Raw genomic sequence first — 22,665 nt, forward strand, 5'->3', positions numbered from 1 at the left:
GTGTTTATCAGACAGAAGAAAATGACATCTACTGTAATCGATTGTGCTGTGGCAGGTTAAGGATGAGAGTGCATGAAAGTGATGGGTGATAAGTAAAGGCTATCACTTCGTGAACACCATCACAGTTTTTGCTTATAACGGGAAAGGTTATGCCGCAACTTTATGATTTCATCAACCAGCTGGCGCCAAAAATGACCGAATGGCGTCGCGATTTTCACCTGCATGCGGAATCCGGCTGGCTGGAGTTCCGCACCGCCAGCAAAGTGGCGGAAGTATTAGACGGTCTGGGTTATCAGCTGGCGCTGGGGCGCGACGTTATCGATGCCGATAGCCGTATGGGCCTGCCTGATGAAGAGACGCTGGCGCAGGCGTTCCAGCGCGCCCGCGCGCAGGGTGCGCCTGAACGCTGGCTACCGGCGTTTGAAGGCGGCTTCGCCGGAGTGGTGGCGACCCTCGATACCGGGCGGCCGGGGCCGACGCTGGCGTTTCGCGTCGACATGGATGCGCTCGATCTCAACGAGCAGCATGACGATAGTCACCGTCCGCATCGCGATCGTTTTGCCTCCTGCAACGACGGCATGATGCATGCCTGCGGCCACGACGGTCACACCGCAATCGGGCTGGGTCTGGCGCACGTTCTGAAGGAGTATGCCGCGCAGCTCAACGGGACGATGGTGCTGATTTTCCAGCCGGCGGAAGAAGGTACCCGCGGCGCGCGCGCCATGGTCGCGGCGGGCGTACTTGATGAGGTGGATTACTTTACCGCCATTCATATCGGTACCGGCGTCCCTGCCGGCACCGTCGTCTGCGGCGGCGATAACTTTATGGCCACCACCAAATTCGATGTGCAGTTCAGCGGCGTCGCCGCCCACGCTGGTGGTAAACCGGAAGATGGCCGTAACGCGCTACTGGCGGCGGCCCAGGCCGCCCTTGCCCTGCACAGCATCGCGCCGCACAGCGCCGGGGCATCAAGGGTTAATGTCGGCGTCATGCAGGCCGGTACCGGGCGTAACGTGGTTCCCTCCTCCGCGCTATTAAAAGTCGAAACCCGTGGCGAAACCGATGCCATTAACCAGTACGTCTTTGAGCGGGCTAAACAGGCGATCGCCGGCGCGGCGATCATGTATGAAACCAGTTACCAGCTGCAGCTGATGGGCGCGGCCACCTCCAGCGCCCCGTCGCCGGCGTGGGTGGACTATCTGCGCCAGCAGACGGCCCAGGTCCCCGGCGTTAAACAGGCTGTCGATCGTATCGCTGCCCCGGCGGGTTCCGAGGATGCCACCCTGATGATGGCCCGGGTCCAGGAGCGCGGCGGTCTCGCCTCATACATGATATTCGGCACGGAACTGAGCGCCGGTCACCACAATGAAAAATTCGATTTCGACGAGAACGTGATGACCCTGGCCGTCGAAACGTTAGCACGCGTCGCCCTGAACTTTCCCTGGCAGCGAGGTGTGTAATGGAACACGTTTATCAATTTGTCGATGACGTTATTGAGGGGCGGCGCAACGATTTTTGCGCCATTGCCGATGATATCTGGGACCATCCGGAAACCCGCTTTCAGGAATTCTGGTCCGCTGCGCGTTTGGCCGATGCGCTGGAAGCGGAAGGCTTTCAATTGACCCGCAATGCCGGCGGGATCCCCAACGCCTTTATCGCCAGCTTCGGCGCGGGCCAACCGGTGATTGCCCTCCTCGGCGAATTTGACGCCCTGGCGGGGCTCAGCCAGCAGGCCCACTGCGCGGAACCCGCGTCTTCGACGCCGGGAGAAAACGGTCACGGGTGCGGGCATAATCTGCTTGGTACGGCGGCGTTCGCCGCCGCGGTCGCCGCCAGGAACTGGCTGCAGCAACAGGGCGGCGCCGGCACGCTTCGCTTCTATGGCTGTCCCGGCGAGGAAGGCGGCTCGGGGAAAACCTTCATGGTCCGCGAGGGGTTATTCGATGACATCGATGCCGCTCTGACCTGGCATCCGGAAGCCTGGGCCGGGATGTTCAGCACCCGCACCCTTGCCAACATTCAGGCGGCGTGGCGGTTTACCGGCACCGCGGCGCACGCGGCAAACTCGCCGCATTTGGGCCGCAGCGCGCTGGATGCCGTGACGCTGATGACCACCGGCAGCAACTTCCTTAACGAACATATTATCGAAAAGGCGCGGGTGCACTACGCCATCACCGATACCGGCGGCGTCTCCCCCAACGTTGTCCAGGCGCAGGCGGAGGTGCTGTATCTCATTCGCGCGCCGGAAATGGCCGACGCGCAGCAAATCTTCGCCCGGATCGAGAAAATCGCCCAGGGCGCGGCGTTGATGACCGAGACCCGCGTCAGCTGTCGCTTCGAAAAAGCCTGTTCCAGCTATCTGCCCAACCGCACGCTGGAAGCGGCGATGTATCAGGCGGTTTGCCATTACGGCACGCCGCCCTGGAGCGCGGAAGAGCGCGCATTCGCCGCCGAAATTCGCGCAACCTTGAGCGCGAACGATATCAATAACAGCCTGAAAAACATTGCCGACACCGGCGGCGAGGACGGGAAAGCGTTCGCCCGCCGCCACCGCGAAACGCGCCTGATCGATGAAGTGGCGCCGTGGGCGGCAACGGACAACATCCTTGCGGGCTCTACCGACGTCGGCGACGTGAGCTGGAAGGCCCCCGTGGCCCAGTGCTTCAGCCCCTGTTTTGCCGTCGGGACGCCGCTGCACTCCTGGCAACTGGTGAGCCAGGGCAGAACCTCCATCGCCCACAAAGGGATGCTGCTGGCGGGGAAAGTGCTGGGCGCGACGGCCATTCGTCTGTTCAGCGACAGGGCGTTACTGACCGCCAGCCAGCAGGAACTGGCGCAGGTCTTAGCCGAAAGGCCCTACCGGTGCCCCATTCCACAGGAGATCAACCCTTCGATTTTAAAATAATAAAAGCCCCCTGGATGGAGTACGGCAACGCGGTAATCGCCAAAAAAATAACGGCTGACACGCCCAGGGGTAAAGAGACAACCAACACAACAACGACAACTGAGGAACGCCCATGAGTATGTCATCCATACCGTCGCCTTCCCCCACCGGTAAGCTTTATGGCTGGGTTGAAAAAATAGGTAACAAGGTCCCGCATCCGTTTTTACTGTTTATCTATCTGATTGTGGCGTTAATGGTCGCCACCGCCATCCTGTCGGCGCTGAACGTCGGGGTACAGAACCCCACCGACGGCTCGCGAGTGGTGGTGAAAAATTTGCTTAGCGTTGAAGGATTGCACTGGTTTTTGCCGAACGTCATTAAGAACTTCAGCGGTTTCGCGCCGCTGGGGGCCATTCTGGCTCTGGTGCTGGGGGCCGGTTTTGCGGAACGAGTGGGCCTGCTGCCTTCGCTGATGGTGAAAATGTCATCCCACGTTAGCGCCCGTTACGCCAGCTATATGGTGCTTTTTATCGCCTTCTTTAGCCACATCTCTTCCGATGCCGCGCTGGTGATTATGCCGCCGCTGGGCGCCCTGATGTTCCTCGCCGTCGGCCGCCACCCGGTTGCCGGGCTGCTGGCGGCCATCGCCGGCGTCGGCTGCGGCTTCACGGCCAATCTGCTCATCGTCACCACCGATGTCCTGCTCTCTGGCATCAGCACCGAAGCGGCAAAAACCCTTGACGCCTCGCTCCACGTCAGCGTGATTGATAACTGGTATTTTATGGCAACCTCAGTGATCGTTCTCACTCTGGTTGGCGGATTGATTACCGATAAACTGGTGGAACCGCGGTTAGGGCAATGGCAAGGCAACAGCGATGAAACGCTGCAGACGTTGACGCCGGAACAGCGCTTCGGCCTGCGCGTGGCCGGCGTGGCCGCGCTGTTATTCGTGGCGGCGATCGCGCTGATGGTCGTGCCGGAAAACGGTATCCTGCGCGATCCCATCAAGCATACCGTGATGCCTTCGCCGTTTATAAAAGGGATCGTCCCGCTCATTATCTTTTTCTTCTTCGTCGTTTCACTGGCCTACGGCATCGCCACCGGCAAAATTCGCCGCCAGGCCGATCTGCCTCAGCTGATGATTGAGCCGATGAAAGAGATGGCAGGTTTTATCGTGATGGTCTTCCCGCTGGCCCAGTTCGTCGCCATGTTCAACTGGAGCAATATGGGGAAATTTATGGCCGTCGGCTTGACGGATCTGCTGGAGAGCGCGGGAATGAACGGCGTACCGGCGTTTGTCGGCCTGGCGCTGCTATCCGCCTTTTTGTGTATGTTTATCGCCAGCGGTTCGGCAATCTGGTCGATTCTGGCGCCGATTTTCGTGCCGATGTTTATGCTGCTGGGCTTTCACCCGGCATTCGCGCAGATTCTGTTTCGCATCGCCGACTCATCGGTGCTGCCGCTGGCGCCGGTATCGCCGTTTGTGCCGCTATTTCTCGGCTTCTTACAGCGCTACCGGCCCGACGCTAAGCTTGGAACCTACTACTCGCTGGTCTTGCCTTATCCATTAATATTCCTTGCCGTCTGGCTACTGCTGCTGGTTGGCTGGTACCTCGTGGGGCTGCCCATCGGACCGGGTATTTATCCGCGATTACCTTAACGTCGCGACAGGCCAGGGAAGGCCACAAAAACGTTAACGCCAGGTCGTGCGGTTACTGATGACTTTATACAGTCCTTCAATCGCCAAAGCGATCAGATGAATTACTAAGCCGCTGATAATCACAATTACAACGCCAGTCATCATATATTGCATATCACCACCTTTGTTGGTAAAAACCCGCGCAGAAACGCCGGGAAATCATGGACTCAAGGAAAGCCAGTCTGTTTATCTGCCGCGCCGGATGGTTGCCGGTGAATTCGCCGCCGGATAAAGGTAGCAAAATCGCCTTGCCAACGCGTCTGCGAGTGAATGTAAAAATAAACATCGCTTTCCTCACCTCATAATTAATAGTCCATGCTGACCCTGTTTGTTGACCTTTTCGGAGTATGGTTTGCCCACATCGCGTCGTGCTATGGTGATGCCCTGCCAAAATAACCTCGCTGAAGGAGGACCGATGCTCACGCTGTTGCAAGATAAAATTGACACCCCGCTGGGGCCGCTGTGGGTGATTTGCGATGAGCAGTTTAACCTGCGGGCCGTTGAGTGGGATCAGCACCGCGACCGCATGGAACAACTGCTGGATGTTCATTATCGCCGTGAAGGCTACCAACGCGTTGATTCGCGTAATCCCGGTAACCTGAGCCGTAAGCTTAGCGATTACTTCGCGGGCGATCTCGCCGTTATCGACACCTTACCTACCGCCACCGGCGGGACGCCGTTTCAGCGGGAAGTCTGGCAAACGCTGCGCACCATCCCCTGCGGCCAGGTCATGCACTACGGTCAGCTCGCGGAGGCGCTGGGACGTCCGGGCGCGGCGCGCGCCGTGGGTGCCGCCAACGGTTCAAATCCTGTCAGTATTGTGGTGCCCTGCCACCGGGTGATCGGGCGTAACGGCACCATGACGGGTTACGCCGGCGGCGTGCAGCGAAAAGAGTGGCTATTGCGTCACGAAGGCTATCTGCTCCTTTGACCGTAAGTGCCTTTTCTGGAATCTTCCGGTAATTTTACAATCCAACATCGCCAGATAACTTATTCATAATCAATGAGATAAAATGGGTAACTGATTTACCCTTTTAATATTACGTGTTTCAGGGGTTCGAGACTTACCTGCTCACCAAAAAGATGTTAAAATTGACCAATATCAATTAAAGCCTGAGCAGACTTATGATCCCGGAAAAGCGAATTATACGACGCATTCAGTCTGGCGGTTGTGCAATCCATTGCCAGGATTGCAGCATTAGCCAGCTTTGCATCCCTTTTACTCTGAACGAGCATGAGCTTGACCAGCTTGATAACATCATCGAGCGGAAAAAGCCTATCCAGAAAGGACAGACCTTGTTCAAAGCCGGTGATGAGCTGAAATCGCTGTATGCAATTCGTTCTGGCACCATTAAAAGCTACACCATCACCGAACAGGGCGATGAGCAGATCACCGGTTTTCATCTGGCCGGCGATTTGGTCGGCTTTGACGCTATCGGCACCGCCCACCACCCGAGCTTTGCCCAGGCGCTGGAAACCTCAATGGTCTGCGAGATTCCGTTTGAAACGCTGGACGACCTCTCCGGTAAGATGCCGAACCTGCGTCAGCAGATGATGCGTCTGATGAGCGGCGAGATCAAAGGCGATCAGGATATGATCCTGCTGCTTTCTAAAAAGAACGCAGAGGAGCGCCTGGCGGCCTTTATCTACAATCTGTCCCGCCGTTTCGCGCAGCGCGGCTTCTCGCCGCGTGAGTTCCGCCTCACCATGACCCGTGGCGATATCGGCAACTATCTGGGCCTGACGGTTGAAACCATCAGCCGCCTGCTGGGACGTTTCCAGAAAAGCGGTATGCTGGCGGTTAAAGGCAAATATATCACCATCGAAAACAGCGACCTGCTGGCGCAGCTTGCTGGCCAGGCCCGCAACGTCGCCTGATAGTCCTCCCGTATCCGGCCGGATCGCGAATTTTTTTCTAATTTGTTGATCTGGCCAGGCTCATCCCCTGTTTCATTTCATCCATATAGGTTATCTTTTTAATACAGACTGTAGTTACAGTTGTAAGGAGACCCTGTATGGCGAAGTATCAGAACATGCTGGTAGTAATCGACCCCAATCAGGACGACCAGCCTGCATTGCGGCGCGCGGTGTATCTGCACCAACGGATTGGTGGCCGCATCAAAGCCTTTTTGCCGATCTATGATTTTTCTTATGAAATGACCACCCTGCTCTCCCCCGACGAACGCACGGCCATGCGCCAGGGCGTCATCGGGCAGCGTACCGCCTGGATCCGCGAGCAGGCAAAATTCTATATAGAGTCCGGCGTGCCCATTGATATTAAAGTGGTGTGGCACAATCGTCCCTTCGAAGCCATTATTCAGGAAATCATCAGCGACAAGCATGATTTAGTGCTGAAGATGGCGCACCAGCACGACAAGCTGGAAGCGGTGATTTTCACCCCAACGGACTGGCACCTGCTGCGTAAATGCCCATGTCCGGTCTGGATGGTCAAAGATCAGCCGTGGCCGGAAGGCGGTAAAGCGCTGGTGGCGGTCAATCTCGCCAGTGAAGAGAACTACCACAACGCGCTCAATGAAAAACTGGTCAGAGAAACCATTGAGCTGGCGGAACAGGTTAACCATACAGAGGTTCACCTGGTGGGCGCCTATCCCGTCACGCCCATCAATATCGCGATTGAGCTCCCTGATTTTGACCCCAGCGTCTATAACGACGCCATTCGCGGTCAGCATCTGCTTGCCATGAAAGCGCTGCGGCAAAAATTCGGCATCGATGAAGGCCGCACCCACGTTGAAAAAGGGTTACCTGAGGAGGTCATTCCCGACCTGTCAGAGCATCTTCAGGCGGGGATCGTGGTACTGGGTACGATTGGTCGAACCGGACTCTCGGCAGCCTTCCTCGGCAATACCGCTGAACAGGTTATTGACCACCTGCGCTGCGACCTGCTGGCTCTGAAGCCGGACCAGTACCAGACGCCGGTTGAGCTGGACGACGAAGAAGGCGATTAGTCCGTTGACTTCATTCGTGGTAATAAGACGTCATCCCCCGCCCGCGCGGGGGATTTTTTAGCATCCCATTAACAAAAATAAAGGGCCATTTGGCCCCGATTTCAACAGCTTTGTGGGTAACGAAAACGTTAGTGGATACCTAAGCGCCAGGCGTGATCGATCTCTTCTTTAAGCTCCATGGACGAAAGCGCCATTAAATCGGCGAACTCAAGTTCCAGCAATTTCAGCTTTTTCAGATACTGCGCGGGGGTTAAAGCAGCGGGGTCACGGCGCAGAAATTCGATGGCCAGTTGCGTGGGGGTTAACTCGGTATCCATAATATCCTCAGTTTGGGTGAAAAACAGCCTATTGTAACACCTTCGCCTGATTATTTTATGAGCAAATAACCCCTTCGTCACCTATATAAAAAAGCCGTCTCAGAAGAGACGGCTTAAGAAGCACAGGTTTTAAACGACCAGGCCTTACAACGCTTTCAGAATCGCATCGACGCTGGCTTTGGCATCGCCAAACAGCATGTGGGTGTTCTCTTTAAAGAACAGCGGGTTTTGTACGCCAGCGTAGCCGGTGTTCATTGAACGTTTAAATACAATGACGTTCTGCGCTTTCCACACTTCCAGCACCGGCATACCGGCGATCGGGCTGCCCGGATCGTCCTGCGCGGCCGGGTTCACCGTGTCGTTAGCGCCGATGACCAGTACGGTGTCGGTATCGGAGAAATCATCGTTGATCTCATCCATTTCCAGCACGATGTCATACGGGACTTTCGCTTCCGCCAGCAGGACGTTCATATGGCCCGGCAGACGCCCGGCAACCGGATGAATACCGAAACGCACTTTGATTCCGCGCGCGCGCAGTCTCTCAGTGATTTCCGCGACCGGATACTGAGCCTGCGCAACCGCCATGCCGTAGCCCGGGGTGATGATGACCGACTGAGAACCTTTCAGCATCTCAGCGGTTTCTTCGGCGCTGATTTCACGGTGCTCGCCCACTTCTTCATCACCTGTGGACGCCGTGCCGTCAGAACCAAAACCGCCGGCAATCACGCTGAAGAACGAACGGTTCATCGCCTTACACATGATGTAGGACAGAATTGCACCGGAAGAACCTACCAGCGCACCGGTTACGATCAGCAGGTCGTTGCTGAGCATAAAGCCCGCCGCCGCTGCCGCCCAGCCGGAGTAGGAGTTCAGCATTGATACCACGACCGGCATATCCGCGCCGCCGATGGAGGCCACCAGGTGCCAGCCAAACGCCAGGGCAATCACGGTCATCACCAGCAGGCACAGTACCTGCATGCCGATGCTGTCGGTACGCACGAAAACGATCAGCAGCAGGAAAGAAATGACCAGCGCCGCCAGGTTTAGCTTATGACGGTTCGGCAGCATCAGCGGCTTAGAAGACATCTTGCCGCACAGCTTGCCAAACGCCACAACGGAACCCGTAAAGGTCACCGCGCCGATGAAGATACCGAGGAACACTTCGGTCAGATGAATATTGACCAGAATCTGTTCCATACCGGTTTCATGCTGCAGATAGCTGTTAAAGCCAACCAGTACCGCCGCCAGGCCCACGAAGCTGTGCAGAATCGCCACCAGCTCCGGCATCTCGGTCATTTCAACTTTCTTCGCCAGGCGAATACCGATCGCGCCGCCGATAACCATCGCCAGCAGGATCCACGCGACGTTGCTGCTATCCGGCCCCAGAATGGTCGCCACCAGCGCAATCGCCATCCCGGCAATGCCGTAGTAGTTCCCCTGCTGGGAGGTTTCGTGTTTGGAAAGCCCCGCCAGGCTAAAAATAAACAGAATCGCGGCAACAATGTATGCAGCTGTAACTAATCCACCAGACATTTGTTACCCCTTATCCTTTGCGGAACATTTTCAGCATGCGCTGAGTGACGGTGAAACCACCAAAAATATTAATGCTGGCGATCAGCACCGCGATAAAGCTCAGGAAGCTGACCCAGCCGCCGTGGCCTATCTGTAACAATGCCCCTACCACGATAATGCCGGAAATCGCGTTAGTGACCGACATCAGCGGCGTATGCAGCGCATGGGAGACGTTCCATACGACGTAGTAACCGACCACGCAGGAGAGCGCGAAAACGGTAAAGTGGCCGAGGAACTCTTTCGGCGCCACGCTTGCCAGCCAGCCAAACAGAATAATCGCCAGCGCCATCAGCGCATACTTGCGCAGCGGCGAGCTCGGTTTCGCCTCTGCTTTTGGCGCTTCAACCTTTTTCGCTGCCGCCTGCGGCTGAGCAGATACCTGAATGGCTGGAGCGGGCCAGGTGATTTCACCCTCGCGAACCACGGTAACGCCGCGGATAACGACATCATCAAAATCGATAACGACATTGCCGTCTTTCTCTTTGCACAGCAGCTTAAGCAGGTTAACCAGGTTGGTGCCATACAGCTGTGAGGACTGCGTCGGCAGACGACCAGGGAGATCGGTATAACCGATAATCTTCACGCCGTTGGCGGTGGTAACCACCTGGCCCGGCACGGTGTATTCACAGTTGCCGCCGTTTTGCGACGCCAGGTCAACCACCACGCTGCCGGACTTCATGGAGTCAACCATCTCGCGGGTAATCAGCTTCGGCGCCGGTTTACCTGGAATCAGCGCGGTGGTAACGATGATGTCGACATCTTTGGCCTGCGCGGCAAAGAGCGCCATCTCGGCTTTGATAAAGGCTTCAGACATGACTTTGGCATAGCCGTCGCCGCTGCCCGCTTCCTCTTTAAAATCCAGCTCAAGGAACTCGGCGCCCATACTCTGCACCTGTTCTTTCACTTCCGGACGGGTATCAAACGCGCGGACGATTGCGCCGAGGCTGTTAGCCGCGCCGATGGCCGCCAGACCGGCAACCCCGGCTCCGATAACCATCACCTTCGCGGGAGGAACCTTACCTGCCGCGGTGATCTGCCCGGTGAAGAAGCGGCCAAACTCGTGGGCGGCTTCAACGATTGCGCGATAGCCGGCGATGTTAGCCATCGAACTTAACGCATCCAGCGACTGAGCGCGCGAAATACGCGGCACTGAATCCATCGCCATCACGTTGATATTACGCGCCGCCAGTTTTTCCATCAGCTGCGGGTTTTGCGCCGGCCAGATGAAGCTGATGAGCGTCGTGCCGGGATTAAGCAGCAGGATCTCTTCGTCATCGGGCGCGTTCACTTTCAGAATGACGTCGGACTGCCAGACGTCATCACCGCTAACGATCTCCGCTCCAGCCTGAACGAAGGCCTCGTCGTCGAAACTGGCCAGCTTACCTGCTCCGCTTTCTACCGCGACGCTGAACCCGAGTTTCAGCAGCTGCTCCACCGTTTTCGGCGTGGCGGCGGCCCGGGTTTCCAGGGCTAGTCTCTCTTTTGGTACACCAATACGCATAGTTTTCCCTTCCATCGGTTTTTGATGATGGTTTACTTTTCTTACAAACGACCGTCGCGAAGGCGGATGAACGTGCCTTCCAACATATGTCTGAAAAAATAAAACAGTAACAAACTTTTTATAACCTACTGAAAATACCGATTGTGATCTACAGCAATAAAACAGAAATTTTGATTTTATTGGTAAAACGCACGGCTAACCGTGCCAGGCAGCAATATTTACCTTATTTTTATGCCAGCGCCTGATAATCCGCTTGGCAGAGGGGTTAATTCACCATTTATCGCCGTCTTGATCATCGCATTAACATTACGTTAACTTATGAAAGTGATATCGATTATCGATTTTGCTGGTCAAGCGGCTGTTTTTTCAACATATCGAAAAATGTTATATTTCTGCAGTATACGTTTAGGGCGACAACTGAAAATTGACGCAGACAGTCACTCACGATAAATGCAATAATCAAATGTTTTCAGTCAACAACAATACCAGTACATGGTTTGCGCAAGGCAAAGGATTATTTTTATGAAGCTTAAGAACTCACTCCTGGCGTCTGCTCTTCTGGCTACAACCGCGTTGTCTGCCCATGCAGCGACCGAGCTGACTCCGGAGCAGGCGGCAGCGCTGAAGCCCTACGATCGCGTAGTGGTTACCGGCCGTTTTAACGCCATTGGCGACGCGGTGCAGGCCGTTTCCCGTAAAGCAGACAAAGATGGCGCAGCATCCTTTTATGTTGTCGACACGTCTGATTTTGGCAGCGGCGGCAACCTGCGCGTAACGGCCGATTTTTATAAAGAAAATGCCCCGCAGGCCGACGCGCCGAAAAATCGTGTGATTAACGGCGTAATGGAATTACCGAAGGACCAGGCCGTCGAGCTGGAGCCGTTTGATACCGTCACCGTACAGGGCTTCTACCGCAGCCAGCCGGAAGTTAACGACGCCATCACCAAAGCCGCTAAGGCCAAGGGCGCCGCCTCCTTCTTTATCGTGCGCCAGGTTGATGCCAACCAGGGCGGCAACCAGCGAATCACCGCCTATATCTACAAAGCCGATGCCAAAAAACGCGTTCTGCAAAGCCCGGACGCTATCCCGGCAGATTCAGAAGCCGGTCGCGCTGCGCTGGCTGAAGGCGGAGAAGCCGCGAAGAAAGTGGAGATCCCGGGCGTAGCGACCACCGCAGCGGTCGGTTCCGGCACCGGCGTAGGCCGCTTCTTTGAAACGCAATCTTCTAAAGGCGGGCGTTACACCGTCACTCTGCCGGACGGTACCAAAGTCGAGGAAGTGAACAAAATCACCGCCGCGCAGATGGTGCCATACGACAGCATCAAGTTCACCGGTAACTACGGTAACATGACGGAAATCTCCTACCAGACGGCTAAGCGCGCGGCGAAGAAAGGCGCGAAGTACTACCATATTACCCGCCAGTGGCAGGAGCGCGGTGGCAACATCACCATCAGCGCCGACCTGTATAAATAACGGCGTCTGAGCTGAACAAAAAGGCGGCGATCTGCCGCCTTTTTTCTTTTTTTCATTTCTCGCCATTGCATGCATACAAAACACTCCGTAAAATCCCGCGCCTTAGCGCAATCCTCCATTTTTATGCGATTTCGCCAAATAAATATTCTTAGTTTGATGATTGTCACCTCGGGAATGCAATGGAAAAGAAACTGGGCCTTAGCGCCCTGACCGCGCTGGTTCTCAGCTCAATGCTGGGTGCAGGCGTATTCAGCCTGCCGCAAAATATGGCAGCCGTCGCCAGCCCTTCCGCACTGCTTATCGGCTGGGGTATCACCGGCGTGGGGATCCTGTTCCTCGCCTTTGCCATGCTGCTGCTCACCCGCATTCGCCCCGAACTCGACGGCGGTATTTTTACCTACGCCCGGGAAGGCTTTGGCGAGTTGATAGGCTTCTGCTCCGCCTGGGGCTACTGGCTGTGCGCGGTTGTTGCCAATGTCTCCTATCTGGTTATCGTCTTCTCTGCGCTAAGCTTCTTTACCGATACCCCCGAGCTGCGCCTGTTTGGCGACGGCAACACCTGGCAATCCATCGTCGGCGCCTCCGTCCTGCTGTGGATTGTCCATTTCCTGGTGCTGCGCGGTGTACAAACGGCCGCGGGTATCAACCTGGCCGCGACGCTGGCCAAACTGCTGCCCCTCGGCGCGTTTATCGCGCTGGCCGCCATCGCGTTTCGTATGGAGACATTCCGCCTGGATTTCAGCGGCCTGGCGCTGGGCGTACCGGTATGGGAGCAGGTGAAAAACACCATGCTGATCACCCTGTGGGTTTTTATCGGCGTCGAAGGCGCGGTGGTTGTTTCCGCACGCGCGCGTAATAAACAGGATGTTGGCCGCGCGACGCTGCTGGCAGTACTCTCCGCGCTGGCGGTCTATCTGCTGGTGACGCTTCTCTCGTTAGGCGTCGTGCCGCGTAGCGAGCTGGCGGAAATACGCAACCCCTCAATGGCCGGGCTGATGGTCAACATGATGGGCTCATGGGGGGAGATTGTTATTGCCGCCGGGCTGATTATTTCCGTCTGCGGCGCGTATCTGAGCTGGACCATTATGGCGGCGGAGGTGCCCTATCTGGCAGCAACGCATAAAGCCTTCCCGCGCCTGTTTGCCCGGACCAATAAAAACAATGCCCCGTCGGCTTCGCTGTGGCTCACCAACGTCAGCGTACAGGCTTCGCTGGTATTGATTTGGCTTACCGGCTCAGATTACAACACGCTGCTGACCATCGCCTCTGAGATGATCCTGGTGCCCTACTTTCTCGTCGGCGCATTTTTGCTGAAGATTGCTGAGCGCCCGCTACACAAGGCCGTCGGTGTCGGTGCCTGTATTTATGGCTTATGGTTATTATATGCGTCCGGCCCTGTGCATTTATTGTTGTCAGTGATACTTTACGCTCCGGGTCTTCTGGTTTTCCTGTATGCCCGTCGTACACACCAGCACGATCGCCCGCTCAAACGCCGTGACCTGGCATTAATTGGTTTTTTGCTGGTTGCCGCCGTACCGGCAACGTGGATGTTGGTAGGGTAAGCGGTTACCCTGCCGCTGAACTCAAAGGAGATACCCATGGCTGACATCCAGCCTCGTCCAATCCTGATTACCGGCGGGGGCCGTCGTATCGGCCTCGCCCTGGCCCGCCATTTTCTGGCCCGGCAGCAGCCCGTTATTATCAGCTACCGCACCTGGTATCCCGCCATCGACGCGCTACGTGAAGCGGGCGCCGTTTGTCTGCACGCGGATTTCAGCACTGACGATAGCATTCTGGCGTTCGCCGAAGAGGTGAAGGCGCACGCCGGCAGCGGTCTGCGCGCCATCATCCATAACGCCAGCGGCTGGATGGCGGAAAAGCCCGGGGTGCCGTTAACCACGGTGCTCGCCAGCATGATGCAAATTCACGTCAACGCCCCCTACTTGCTCAACCATGCCCTGGAGAGCCTGCTGCGCGGCCACGGCCATGCGGCCAGCGACATTATCCATATCACCGACTACGTTGTGGAGCGCGGCAGCGACAAACACATTGCCTACGCCGCCAGCAAAGCGGCGCTGGATAATATGAGCCGCTCGTTCGCCCGCAAGCTGGCGCCGGAAATTAAGGTCAATGCTATCGCCCCTTCGCTGATTTTATTTAACGAAGGCGATGACGCGGAATACCGCAAGCAGGCGCTTGATAAATCGCTGATGAAAATCGCGCCAGGTGAAAAAGAGATTAGCGACCTGATCGAATACCTGTTCAGCAGCCGCTACGTGACCGGTCGCTCATTTGCCGTCGACGGCGGCCGCCATCTGCGCTAGTGGAAACGGCTCCAGCCGATAATTAACAGCCACGCGCAGAGGCTCCAGCACCCCACTGCGCCTGCCAGAGCGAACGGCAGGCGCATAACGCCGGTGAAATACCATAGCGAGAGCAAATAGATAAAGTACGGAATGATCGACCACATCCCGAATACGATGGTGGTTCTCAGCGCTTCGATCCCCCGCTCGCTGGCAACGATATAGTTCGCGATCAGGGCGAAGGTCGGAAAGAGCGGAATCAACCCGGCGATATAGTAGTTCTTCGTTTTAGACAGCACGCCAATCAGGACAACGACCAGCGCGCCGAGCAGCGCTTTTATCAACAACCCCATTCCTTTAGCCTTAACATTTAAACAACAAGACCCCGCAGCATAACGGAAGCGCCGACAATTATAAACGCGCAAGAGCGGCCGATACCGTGTAGAAGCAAAAGACCTATTTTTTAGCGGTCTCATCACTGCCGCCCCCCCCTATGCCGAATATCCGCTCCTGGCGATAACCGTTCGCATGGATGATATCCCTGGCAAGCGGAGCGCGTTATTAGATGGCCGTTTTTGCTGCCTTAAAAACTCTTCGGCTAAATACATTCATTAAATCAAAAAGAGAATGTTTTTTCTGATTATTGAGTTATACGTATAACATATTATTTTTCGTATTTTTAGATACAAATCAAATTAGCCTATTTTCGGCGCATCTCTTCCTAACGTATTTACACAGATTTTAAAGTCTGGCGCGCTTGCCTGACGGGCATTTACAAAATGCCCAGCTCAATAACCGCACCGCTTCAGTGCAGCTATTGTTTTGCACTAAATGATTCAAATCAATACTGGCAAAATAGAGTGAAAGTGGTTAATTGATATGGTTGATTTTTATCATAAGAGGTTATTTTGAAATTATTCTTTTTGCGCAAATCCTGAATAAGCGCACATAGCCATTTTTTAGCAAAATGGCTAAATAAAACCAATTATTTTGATTTACATCAATATAAAACCGATTTCATAAGGAAGCATACTTTGCCGTTAATAACAGGCGCGGTAGTAGATATGATCGTAATTATATGATTTCACAATCTTTCGATCTGTTCCTGATATCCAGAACAGAATTTTATTCTGTTCACAATCCTCAATGCAGCCATTTAGTTCAGCTCATGCCAGTTTTTCGAATCTTTTACTTGTTGCTATTATCATTACTAGTATTAGACACTCATCTAATTGTTATTATTTTATATTAATCAGCATAAGAACCAGTTAAAGGAATCTCCATGTTCGGACCTGCTTCACGCAAAGTAAAAATGGCCATGAACTTAATCAAAATATATTCATCAACGCGAAAATGCTCGTAAATTACCGGAGAGCGTCAAGCATGCAGTGGAATATTGAAAATAGCCTTGTATGTCCTGTAACAGGAACAGGTTTTTCAGTTGCGGCAAGTGCCAAAAATCTGAAATTAATTATTTGGTATAGTGGGGATTATTTTTTGAGCATTGGTTCGGTTATTAACATCACACAAAATGAAGTTTTCATTAATGGTGTGCCCGGCGATTTACAGGTTATTCATGCATTCCCCTATACGGAAAATTTATGGTCAACATTTTCAAAGAATATTGAATGCCCCGGTAATCAGAACCCTATGCTGCTCATCTGCAATCGAAGAAGCCTCTGCAAGTTCGCCTTGTGCCCCTACGGCGCCAGGCAAAAGAGGCCGCAATAAGGCTTCCCCATCATTCGCGCTAGCGTACCGGTACTTATTTTCTATGTGGGCACGCGCTGTCCTGACAGCCCGTGCCCACATTGTGCCGCACCCTGTTCCCTTAATGCGCAATGCTTCTGCTCGTATCTGAATCATTGTCTGGCTCCGCAAAAAATAGTCCTGAACCGCAGCTCCGGGAATCATAGCGAATTTCATGGCTAATATATAGCTCATATTAATGTCCGGATGGTTTACAATGGCGGTAGCGAATGAATAGGCACCTGACTTCAGATACTGAATGCGCCACCTCAGCCGCGATGCAGGTAAAGAGATTCAAGCGATTAAAAGATGAGTGCAAGCATACACAATATGAATAAAATTGTTTTCGTTGAGGATGATGCCGAGGTCGGCGCACTGATTGCGGCCTACCTTGGCAAACACGATATGGACGTGGTGGTAGAACCGCGCGGCGATCGGGCGGAAGAGGTTATCGCGCGCGAAAAGCCGGACCTGGTGCTGCTGGATATCATGCTGCCGGGTAAAGACGGTATGACGCTGTGCCGCGATTTACGCGGCCAGTGGCAGGGGCCAATCGTATTGCTCACTTCACTGGACAGCGATATGAACCATATTCTCTCACTCGAAATGGGCGCCAGCGATTATATCCTGAAAACCACGCCGCCCGCGGTGCTGTTAGCTCGCCTGCGCCTGCATTTGCGCCAGCATATCGCCGTGCCGGACGGCAGCGTCCCCTCCTCGCTCACCCCGCATAAAGCGATCGCTTTTGGCTCCCTGAGTATCGACCCGGTGAATAGACAGGTGATGCTCGGCGGCGAAAGCGTCGCCTTATCCACTGCGGATTTCGATCTCCTGTGGGAGTTAGCGACCCATGCTGGACAAATTATGGATCGGGACGCGTTATTAAAAAATCTGCGCGGCGTCAGCTACGATGGTATGGACCGCAGCGTCGATGTCGCCATCTCGCGGCTGCGTAAAAAGCTTCTCGATAATGCGACTGAGCCATATCGTATCAAAACGGTACGCAATAAAGGTTACCTGTTCGCCCCGCACGCCTGGGACAATTAATTTTGGCATATGGCGATGGAATAGCTGTTTGTGCGGAGTTAGCCGTCAGAGCCAATTCAACCTCCTGTTAATTATTTTTAAAACAGGGGGTGAAATTGCTTTTCCCACGCAAAACCCGCGCTTCACCGCGCGGCGCGCCTCACGACTTGCCGGGCGGGTGATACTCTTTGCAGACAATCAACGGAAAACATTCTACTGTGGAGTGATAGCGCTGGCGCCTGGCCAGTATCGACACCCGTCGTGAGTATAGAGATTCACACCTTCAGTGGGTTGGGATGACCGCAATATCTACTGCACGGGAGCATCTATATGTTGAACGATCTCAGCAGCGATGAAAGCAAAAGACGCGCGGCGATTGACCTGTTAAAAAACGCGGACGAAGGGCGAGACGAAGCGTTAAAAAAATACACTCATCTGGTCTGCCAGTTGCTAAAAATGCCAATGAGTTTTGTGTCAATCCTTGACGATGAAAAGCAGTACATCAAATCCGCTCAGAATATCGCCCCCACGGACACCAGCCTGGGCGGAGCATTTTGCGAACAGACCCTGAAACAGGGTGAGACTCTCCTTTGTCCTGATACGCATCAGCACCCGATCTTTCATCGCGATCGGGCGGTCAGAGAAGCGCCATTCATTCGCTTTTATGCAGGATGCCCGCTGAAAACCCGCGATGGAGTGACCGTGGGTACCTTGAGTATCTTAGATACGCAACCCAGGACACTTTCAGATGAGCAGATCGCTATTTTTAAGACTCTGGCCGAGCTGATATCGGATTTCTTAGCCTCCTGGCACTCAGTGGGGTATATCGACGTCGTCACGCTTTTACCCAATCGGCAGCGCCTGCTCAAGGACATTGAGGTGTCGGCGGAGGGTACTTTCAGGCTGGTCATTATTGACTGCATTGATATGCCATTTGCCTACGAGATGGCCCGCTCATTGGGGATGCTGGCGGTAGAGAATTTGCTTCGTGACATGACCGTCGCGCTGCAGGCGCGCCTGCCCATGGCGAGCAAACTTTACGCCGTGGCGGTGGGACGCTTTGCCTTTTTCACCCCGGAACCCATGGCGCTGTCATTGGAGGGTATAGCACTACGGCTTCAGGGAACCCAGGCCAGGATCGGCCCGGACGTTCCCCTGGATTTGAATATTCACATGGGTGACTCCGGTATTTGCGATAGCGACATGACGCCAAATGAAATTCTGCGGCGCGCGGTGAGCGCACTGCATGAAGCGATAAGCCAGGGGCTCCGTTTTACGACCTATAATGACGCACTGGACATCCGCAAGAAGCGAGATTTCAGCCTGCTCACCGAACTCAGGCAAACGCTGCAGGGAAACCAGGGGTTATATCTGGTCTTTCAGCCAAAAATTTCGCTGACGACGGGAGACGTGACGGGCGCTGAAGCCTTGATAAGATGGAAGCATCCTATCAATGGCGAAGTGCTGCCGGGTGAATTTATTCCGCTGGTCGAAAAGACTAGCCTGATGCGCGAACTCTCGGCCTGGGTTATCGATCATACTATCGCGCAGTTGAGTGACTGGCGGGATCGGGGGCTTTCTCTTCCCGTCTCAATTAATCTCGCCGCCAGCGATTTTTCTCGACCCGATTTCGCTGAGGAGCTTGAGCAGAAACTGCGGGAGGCGTGTCTTGACCCAGCCCTGCTGGGGGTGGAGTGTCTGGAGACTGAGAAGATGCTTGAAAGTCCGGCCGCGCTGAACGGACTGGACATGCTCAAAAAACGCGGGTTTAAAATTTCTCTGGATGACTTTGGATCGGGATACAGCAACATTAATTACCTGCGGCAAATCCCGCTGGACATCATCAAACTCGACCGGTCTATTGTGAGGCATATAGTCCATGAGAAAGCCAGCCGCATTATTGTGCACAACGTTATCAGGCTCCTCAAGCAGCTCGATTACGTCGTTCTTGCCGAAGGCGTCGAGGATCTCGAAACGGTTGAGATTTTACGCAGCCTGGGCTGCGATGAGGTTCAGGGATATTTTTTTGCCCGGCCGATGGTCTCCGTTGATTTTGCCGCATGGTATCGCGCCAGAAAGGCAGACCTGGGAAAGAAATCCTGAGACGAACGACTCTTTTCAATGTTCTTTCAGTATATGAACCAATCCAGCGATAAAGACGCGCAACGGGCGCTGCACTGAGGAACACGATATGACTACCTTTTACCAATTGACTGCCACCAGCCTGCACGGCCAGCCCATCTCAATGGCTGACTATGCTGGCAAGCTCGTTCTGGTAGTCAATACCGCCAGCCACTGTGGCTTCACGCCGCAATATGCAGGGCTGGAAGCGCTCTACGCGAAATACGCTGCTCAGGGGCTGATAGTGCTTGGTTTCCCCTGCAACCAGTTTGGTAAGCAGGAGCCCGGCGGCGTCGATGACATCGAGCAGACCTGTAGGGTCAATTACGGTGTGAGCTTCCCGATGTTCGAGAAAGTGGAGGTCAACGGTGCCGGCGCGCACCCGCTGTTTCGTTACCTGAAAGATGAGTTACCCGGCGTGCTGGGCGGGCGGATCAAATGGAACTTCACGAAGTTCTTGATCGGTCGCGACGGCACCCCTCTCACGCGTTTCGCGCCGTTCACCACCCCGGAGAAAATGGAGACCGCCATCCTTGCCGCACTAAAGATTTAAATCTTTTGCCTCCCTGACCACTGCCTGTGCGCGAGTGAATGTTCGTTCCGCGCCGGAAGTGCGCCTGGAAAAATGACAATGGGTTAGGAATAAGTCCCGCGCACGCGATACAAATCACTCATTTTTCAGCCCACCACACGCCAGATATTTCTCTTTTCTGCGAGTTAAGCAATCTATTAAAACAATACCTGCCCGGCAAGATGACCTATTCCTATAGACGAAAACATCGCCAGGGTGCTCCAGGAAGTAATTCTGCCGATCGCCCTGAGAGGGGAGGCTCTGCTGACAATTGAAGATATATAGCCAAGAGCAGCCAGTGAAAAAAGGGAGGAGAGAATAACAAAGAGAAAAACCAGCGTTGCTGGAGAAAGCCATGCAACGACTAAAGGCAACGTTGCGCCAGCGGAAAAACTCAGCGCCGAGAAAACGGCAGCCTGCAGGGGGCGCGCAGAATTGGTATCCGTCAGTCCCAGCTCCTCGCGGGCATGCGTGTCCAGAGCATCTTTCACCATGAGTTGTTCGGCAACCTTTTGGGCAAGCTCTGGCTCGAGTCCGCGTTGCACATAAAGTAAAGTCAGCTCGCGTACTTCTCCCTGATAATCTGTTTCCAGTTCCCTCTTTTCCTGAGCGAGAGCCGCGTTTTCCGTGTCGGCCTGAGATGAGACGGAAACATATTCCCCCGCGGCCATCGACATCGCCCCCGCGACCAGCCCGGCAATGCCCGCCAGTAAAACCCCGGAAGAGCCCGTATTAGCAGACGCAACGCCAAGAACAAGGCTCGCTGTCGAAACAATACCATCGTTAGCCCCGAGTACAGCAGCCCTTAACCATCCGACGCGTTCAATGCTGTGTCGTTCAAGATGCATGCTTTTATTCTCCTTTAAGTACGCCTGTTCAGCCTGGCGGGATGAGGGTGGAATAAAACGGATTAAAACAGAGAACGCTTCGCACATCGGCGCCGACCGCGGTACATTACATTCTTCTCTGATTTGGCTTCAACCCACACCATCATACTTATGCGTGCTGGATGTTGTCAGCCGCAGCGAACCCTGCTTTCATAGCAAATCAAATGGGCATAAAACGCAACAAGGGTTTTTCACGTAGATTGCGCCTGGATAAATGCCCCCGCAGTGCCCCTGCAGGTAAAAGCAGGAATTTAACCTTTTGATTTTGAGTGAGATTTAATGAAAAAGCTGTTTGTGCAGTTTTACCTCCTGCTGTTCGTCTGCTTCCTGGTCATGACCATGATGGTGGGCCTGGTGTACAAATTCACCGCCGAACGCGCAGGGCGTCAATCGCTGGACGACCTGATGAAAAGTTCGCTGTATCTGATGCGCAGCGAGCTGCGGGAGATCCCGCCGCGCGACTGGAGCAAAACGCTCAAAGAGCTGGACCTCAATCTCTCTTTCGATCTGCATATCGAGCCCATCAGCAAATTCAAGCTCTCGGAAAACTCGATGCAGCATCTGCGCGCCGGGGATATCGTCGCCCTCGACGATCAGTACACCTTTATCCAGCGGATCCCGCGCAGCCACTACGTGCTCTCCGTCGGTCCGGTGCCGTATCTCTATTTTTTGCATGAGATGCGCCTGCTCGATCTGGCCCTGATGGCTTTTATCGCCATCTCGCTGGCCTTTCCGGTCTTTATCTGGATGCGTCCTCACTGGCAGGAGATGCTGCGTATTGAGACCGCCGCCCAGCGCTTCGGCGACGGACATCTTACTGAACGCATTCATTTCGACAGCATGTCCAGCTTCGCGCGGCTGGGGGTGGCGTTTAATCAGATGGCCGATAACATCAACGCGCTTATCGCCAGCAAAAAACAGCTGATCGATGGCATCGCCCATGAACTGCGGACCCCGCTGGTGCGCCTGCGCTATCGCCTGGAAATGAGTGAGAACCTCACCGAAGCCGAATCGCAGGCGTTGAACCGCGATATCGGGCAGTTGGAGGCGCTGATTGAAGAACTTCTGACCTACGCGCGGCTTGACCGCCCGCAGAACGAACTGAAGCTGACGACCCCCAATTTCCCGGCGTGGATCCGCGATCACGTGGAAGATATTCAGACGGTTAATCCCCAGCGCGAGATTGCGCTAACCGACGTCGTGGCCGGGAGTTACGGCGCGCTGGATATGCGCTTAATGGAACGGGTGCTGGATAATCTGGTGAATAATGCCCTGCGCTACAGTAACCAGCGTATTCAGATCAGCCTGACGCTGCAGGCTTCGCGCGCGACGCTGCGGGTCGAAGATGATGGCCCCGGAATTGCGCCTGATGAACGTGAGCGAGTGTTCGAGCCTTTCGTACGCCTCGACCCGAGCCGCGATCGCGCGACCGGCGGCTGTGGCCTCGGTTTAGCTATCGTCCACAGCATCGCCCAGGCAATGGCCGGGGAAGTGCATTGCGAAGCGAGTTCGCTGGGCGGGGCCTGTTTTTGCTTTAGCTGGCCGGTCTATCATCAGTTGCCGGATTTTACCTCCGCCTGATACGCCTTTGCGCAA

At 54.7% G+C, this 22,665-nt stretch carries 19 protein-coding genes and 1 pseudogene; 15 read left to right on the forward strand and 5 right to left on the reverse strand.

Annotated features, from left to right (window positions below):
* The first annotated feature begins 149 nt into the window (after positions 1-149).
* From ABLU88_RS06295 to uspE, 6 genes are all read left to right on the forward strand, one after another.
* The gene (locus ABLU88_RS06295; RefSeq protein WP_048262175.1) at positions 150-1,460 is read left to right on the forward strand and encodes a M20 family metallo-hydrolase; all 1,311 of its coding nucleotides are present in this window, start codon (positions 150-152) and stop codon (positions 1,458-1,460) included.
* Complete coding sequence (locus tag ABLU88_RS06300) at positions 1,460-2,905, forward strand: M20 family metallopeptidase (RefSeq protein WP_048262176.1); 1,446 nt, start codon at positions 1,460-1,462, stop codon at positions 2,903-2,905. The genes ABLU88_RS06295 and ABLU88_RS06300 overlap by 1 nt, the downstream gene beginning before the upstream one ends.
* A 112-nt stretch (positions 2,906-3,017) precedes the next feature.
* Positions 3,018-4,544, forward strand: a complete 1,527-nt coding sequence (gene abgT / locus ABLU88_RS06305; protein ID WP_025105810.1) for a p-aminobenzoyl-glutamate transporter — start codon at positions 3,018-3,020, stop codon at positions 4,542-4,544.
* 454 nt (positions 4,545-4,998) lie between these two features.
* Entirely contained in the window at positions 4,999-5,514 is a 516-nt protein-coding gene (gene ogt / locus ABLU88_RS06310) for a methylated-DNA--[protein]-cysteine S-methyltransferase (protein WP_014229564.1), read from the forward strand.
* 194 nt (positions 5,515-5,708) lie between these two features.
* Positions 5,709-6,461 (forward strand): fumarate/nitrate reduction transcriptional regulator Fnr, encoded by a 753-nt coding sequence (fnr, locus tag ABLU88_RS06315; RefSeq protein WP_004851364.1) that lies wholly within the window; start codon positions 5,709-5,711, stop codon positions 6,459-6,461.
* A gap of 137 nt (positions 6,462-6,598) precedes the next feature.
* Positions 6,599-7,549, forward strand: a complete 951-nt coding sequence (uspE, locus tag ABLU88_RS06320) for a universal stress protein UspE (protein WP_348836226.1) — start codon at positions 6,599-6,601, stop codon at positions 7,547-7,549.
* A 128-nt stretch (positions 7,550-7,677) separates the two neighbouring features.
* Here uspE and ABLU88_RS06325 read toward each other — a convergent pair whose 3' ends face one another.
* The 3 genes from ABLU88_RS06325 to pntA form a co-directional block, all read right to left on the reverse strand.
* A complete protein-coding gene (locus ABLU88_RS06325; RefSeq protein ID WP_004102581.1) occupies positions 7,678-7,866 on the reverse strand; it encodes a YdiH family protein in 189 nt (62 codons plus the stop codon).
* A gap of 144 nt (positions 7,867-8,010) precedes the next feature.
* On the reverse strand, positions 8,011-9,399 hold the full coding sequence (gene pntB, locus ABLU88_RS06330; protein WP_004851370.1) for a Re/Si-specific NAD(P)(+) transhydrogenase subunit beta: 1,389 nt from the start codon (positions 9,397-9,399) through the stop codon (positions 8,011-8,013).
* Between the two features lie 10 nt (positions 9,400-9,409).
* Entirely contained in the window at positions 9,410-10,939 is a 1,530-nt protein-coding gene (gene pntA / locus ABLU88_RS06335) for a Re/Si-specific NAD(P)(+) transhydrogenase subunit alpha (RefSeq protein WP_348836227.1), read from the reverse strand.
* A gap of 522 nt (positions 10,940-11,461) precedes the next feature.
* Between pntA and ydgH the strand changes: the two genes are divergently transcribed.
* From ydgH to folM, 3 genes are all read left to right on the forward strand, one after another.
* Positions 11,462-12,412, forward strand: a complete 951-nt coding sequence (gene ydgH, locus ABLU88_RS06340; RefSeq protein ID WP_032748948.1) for a DUF1471 family protein YdgH — start codon at positions 11,462-11,464, stop codon at positions 12,410-12,412.
* Between the two features lie 179 nt (positions 12,413-12,591).
* A complete protein-coding gene (locus ABLU88_RS06345) occupies positions 12,592-13,974 on the forward strand; it encodes an amino acid permease (RefSeq protein WP_014229568.1) in 1,383 nt (460 codons plus the stop codon).
* Positions 13,975-14,010: 36 nt separating this feature from the next.
* Positions 14,011-14,736 carry a dihydromonapterin reductase gene (gene folM, locus ABLU88_RS06350; RefSeq protein ID WP_014838648.1) on the forward strand — a complete coding sequence of 242 codons (726 nt, stop codon included), beginning with the start codon at positions 14,011-14,013 and terminating at the stop codon, positions 14,734-14,736.
* Here folM and ABLU88_RS06355 read toward each other — a convergent pair.
* Complete coding sequence (locus ABLU88_RS06355) at positions 14,733-15,068, reverse strand: GlpM family protein (RefSeq protein WP_014229570.1); 336 nt, start codon at positions 15,066-15,068, stop codon at positions 14,733-14,735. The two genes, folM and ABLU88_RS06355, sit on opposite strands and share 4 nt — an antisense overlap.
* 1,030 nt (positions 15,069-16,098) lie before the next feature.
* Between ABLU88_RS06355 and iraM the strand changes: the two genes are divergently transcribed.
* The 4 genes from iraM to ABLU88_RS06375 all read left to right on the forward strand — a co-directional run bounded on the left by iraM (position 16,099) and on the right by ABLU88_RS06375 (position 20,164).
* On the forward strand, positions 16,099-16,446 hold the full coding sequence (iraM, locus tag ABLU88_RS06360; protein ID WP_014229571.1) for an anti-adapter protein IraM: 348 nt from the start codon (positions 16,099-16,101) through the stop codon (positions 16,444-16,446).
* A 348-nt stretch (positions 16,447-16,794) separates the two neighbouring features.
* Positions 16,795-17,511, forward strand: a complete 717-nt coding sequence (gene rstA, locus ABLU88_RS06365) for a two-component system response regulator RstA (protein WP_004851385.1) — start codon at positions 16,795-16,797, stop codon at positions 17,509-17,511.
* A gap of 309 nt (positions 17,512-17,820) precedes the next feature.
* Positions 17,821-19,593, forward strand: a complete 1,773-nt coding sequence (locus ABLU88_RS06370) for an EAL domain-containing protein (protein ID WP_348836228.1) — start codon at positions 17,821-17,823, stop codon at positions 19,591-19,593.
* Between the two features lie 88 nt (positions 19,594-19,681).
* Positions 19,682-20,164 (forward strand): glutathione peroxidase, encoded by a 483-nt coding sequence (locus tag ABLU88_RS06375; protein ID WP_032692799.1) that lies wholly within the window; start codon positions 19,682-19,684, stop codon positions 20,162-20,164.
* 176 nt (positions 20,165-20,340) lie between these two features.
* Here ABLU88_RS06375 and ABLU88_RS06380 read toward each other — a convergent pair whose 3' ends face one another.
* Positions 20,341-21,030 (reverse strand): VIT family protein, encoded by a 690-nt coding sequence (locus ABLU88_RS06380; protein WP_348836229.1) that lies wholly within the window; start codon positions 21,028-21,030, stop codon positions 20,341-20,343.
* A 131-nt stretch (positions 21,031-21,161) separates the two neighbouring features.
* Between ABLU88_RS06380 and ABLU88_RS06385 the strand changes: the two are divergent.
* A pseudogene (locus ABLU88_RS06385) lies at positions 21,162-21,239 on the forward strand (hypothetical protein); the annotation flags it as partial.
* 109 nt (positions 21,240-21,348) lie between these two features.
* Entirely contained in the window at positions 21,349-22,650 is a 1,302-nt protein-coding gene (gene rstB / locus ABLU88_RS06390) for a two-component system sensor histidine kinase RstB (protein ID WP_014229576.1), read from the forward strand.
* The last annotated feature ends 15 nt before the right edge of the window (positions 22,651-22,665 follow it).

This window comes from Klebsiella sp. GW_Kp182, from assembly GCF_040062275.1.
GTDB classification, from domain to species: Bacteria; Pseudomonadota; Gammaproteobacteria; order Enterobacterales; family Enterobacteriaceae; genus Klebsiella; species Klebsiella michiganensis.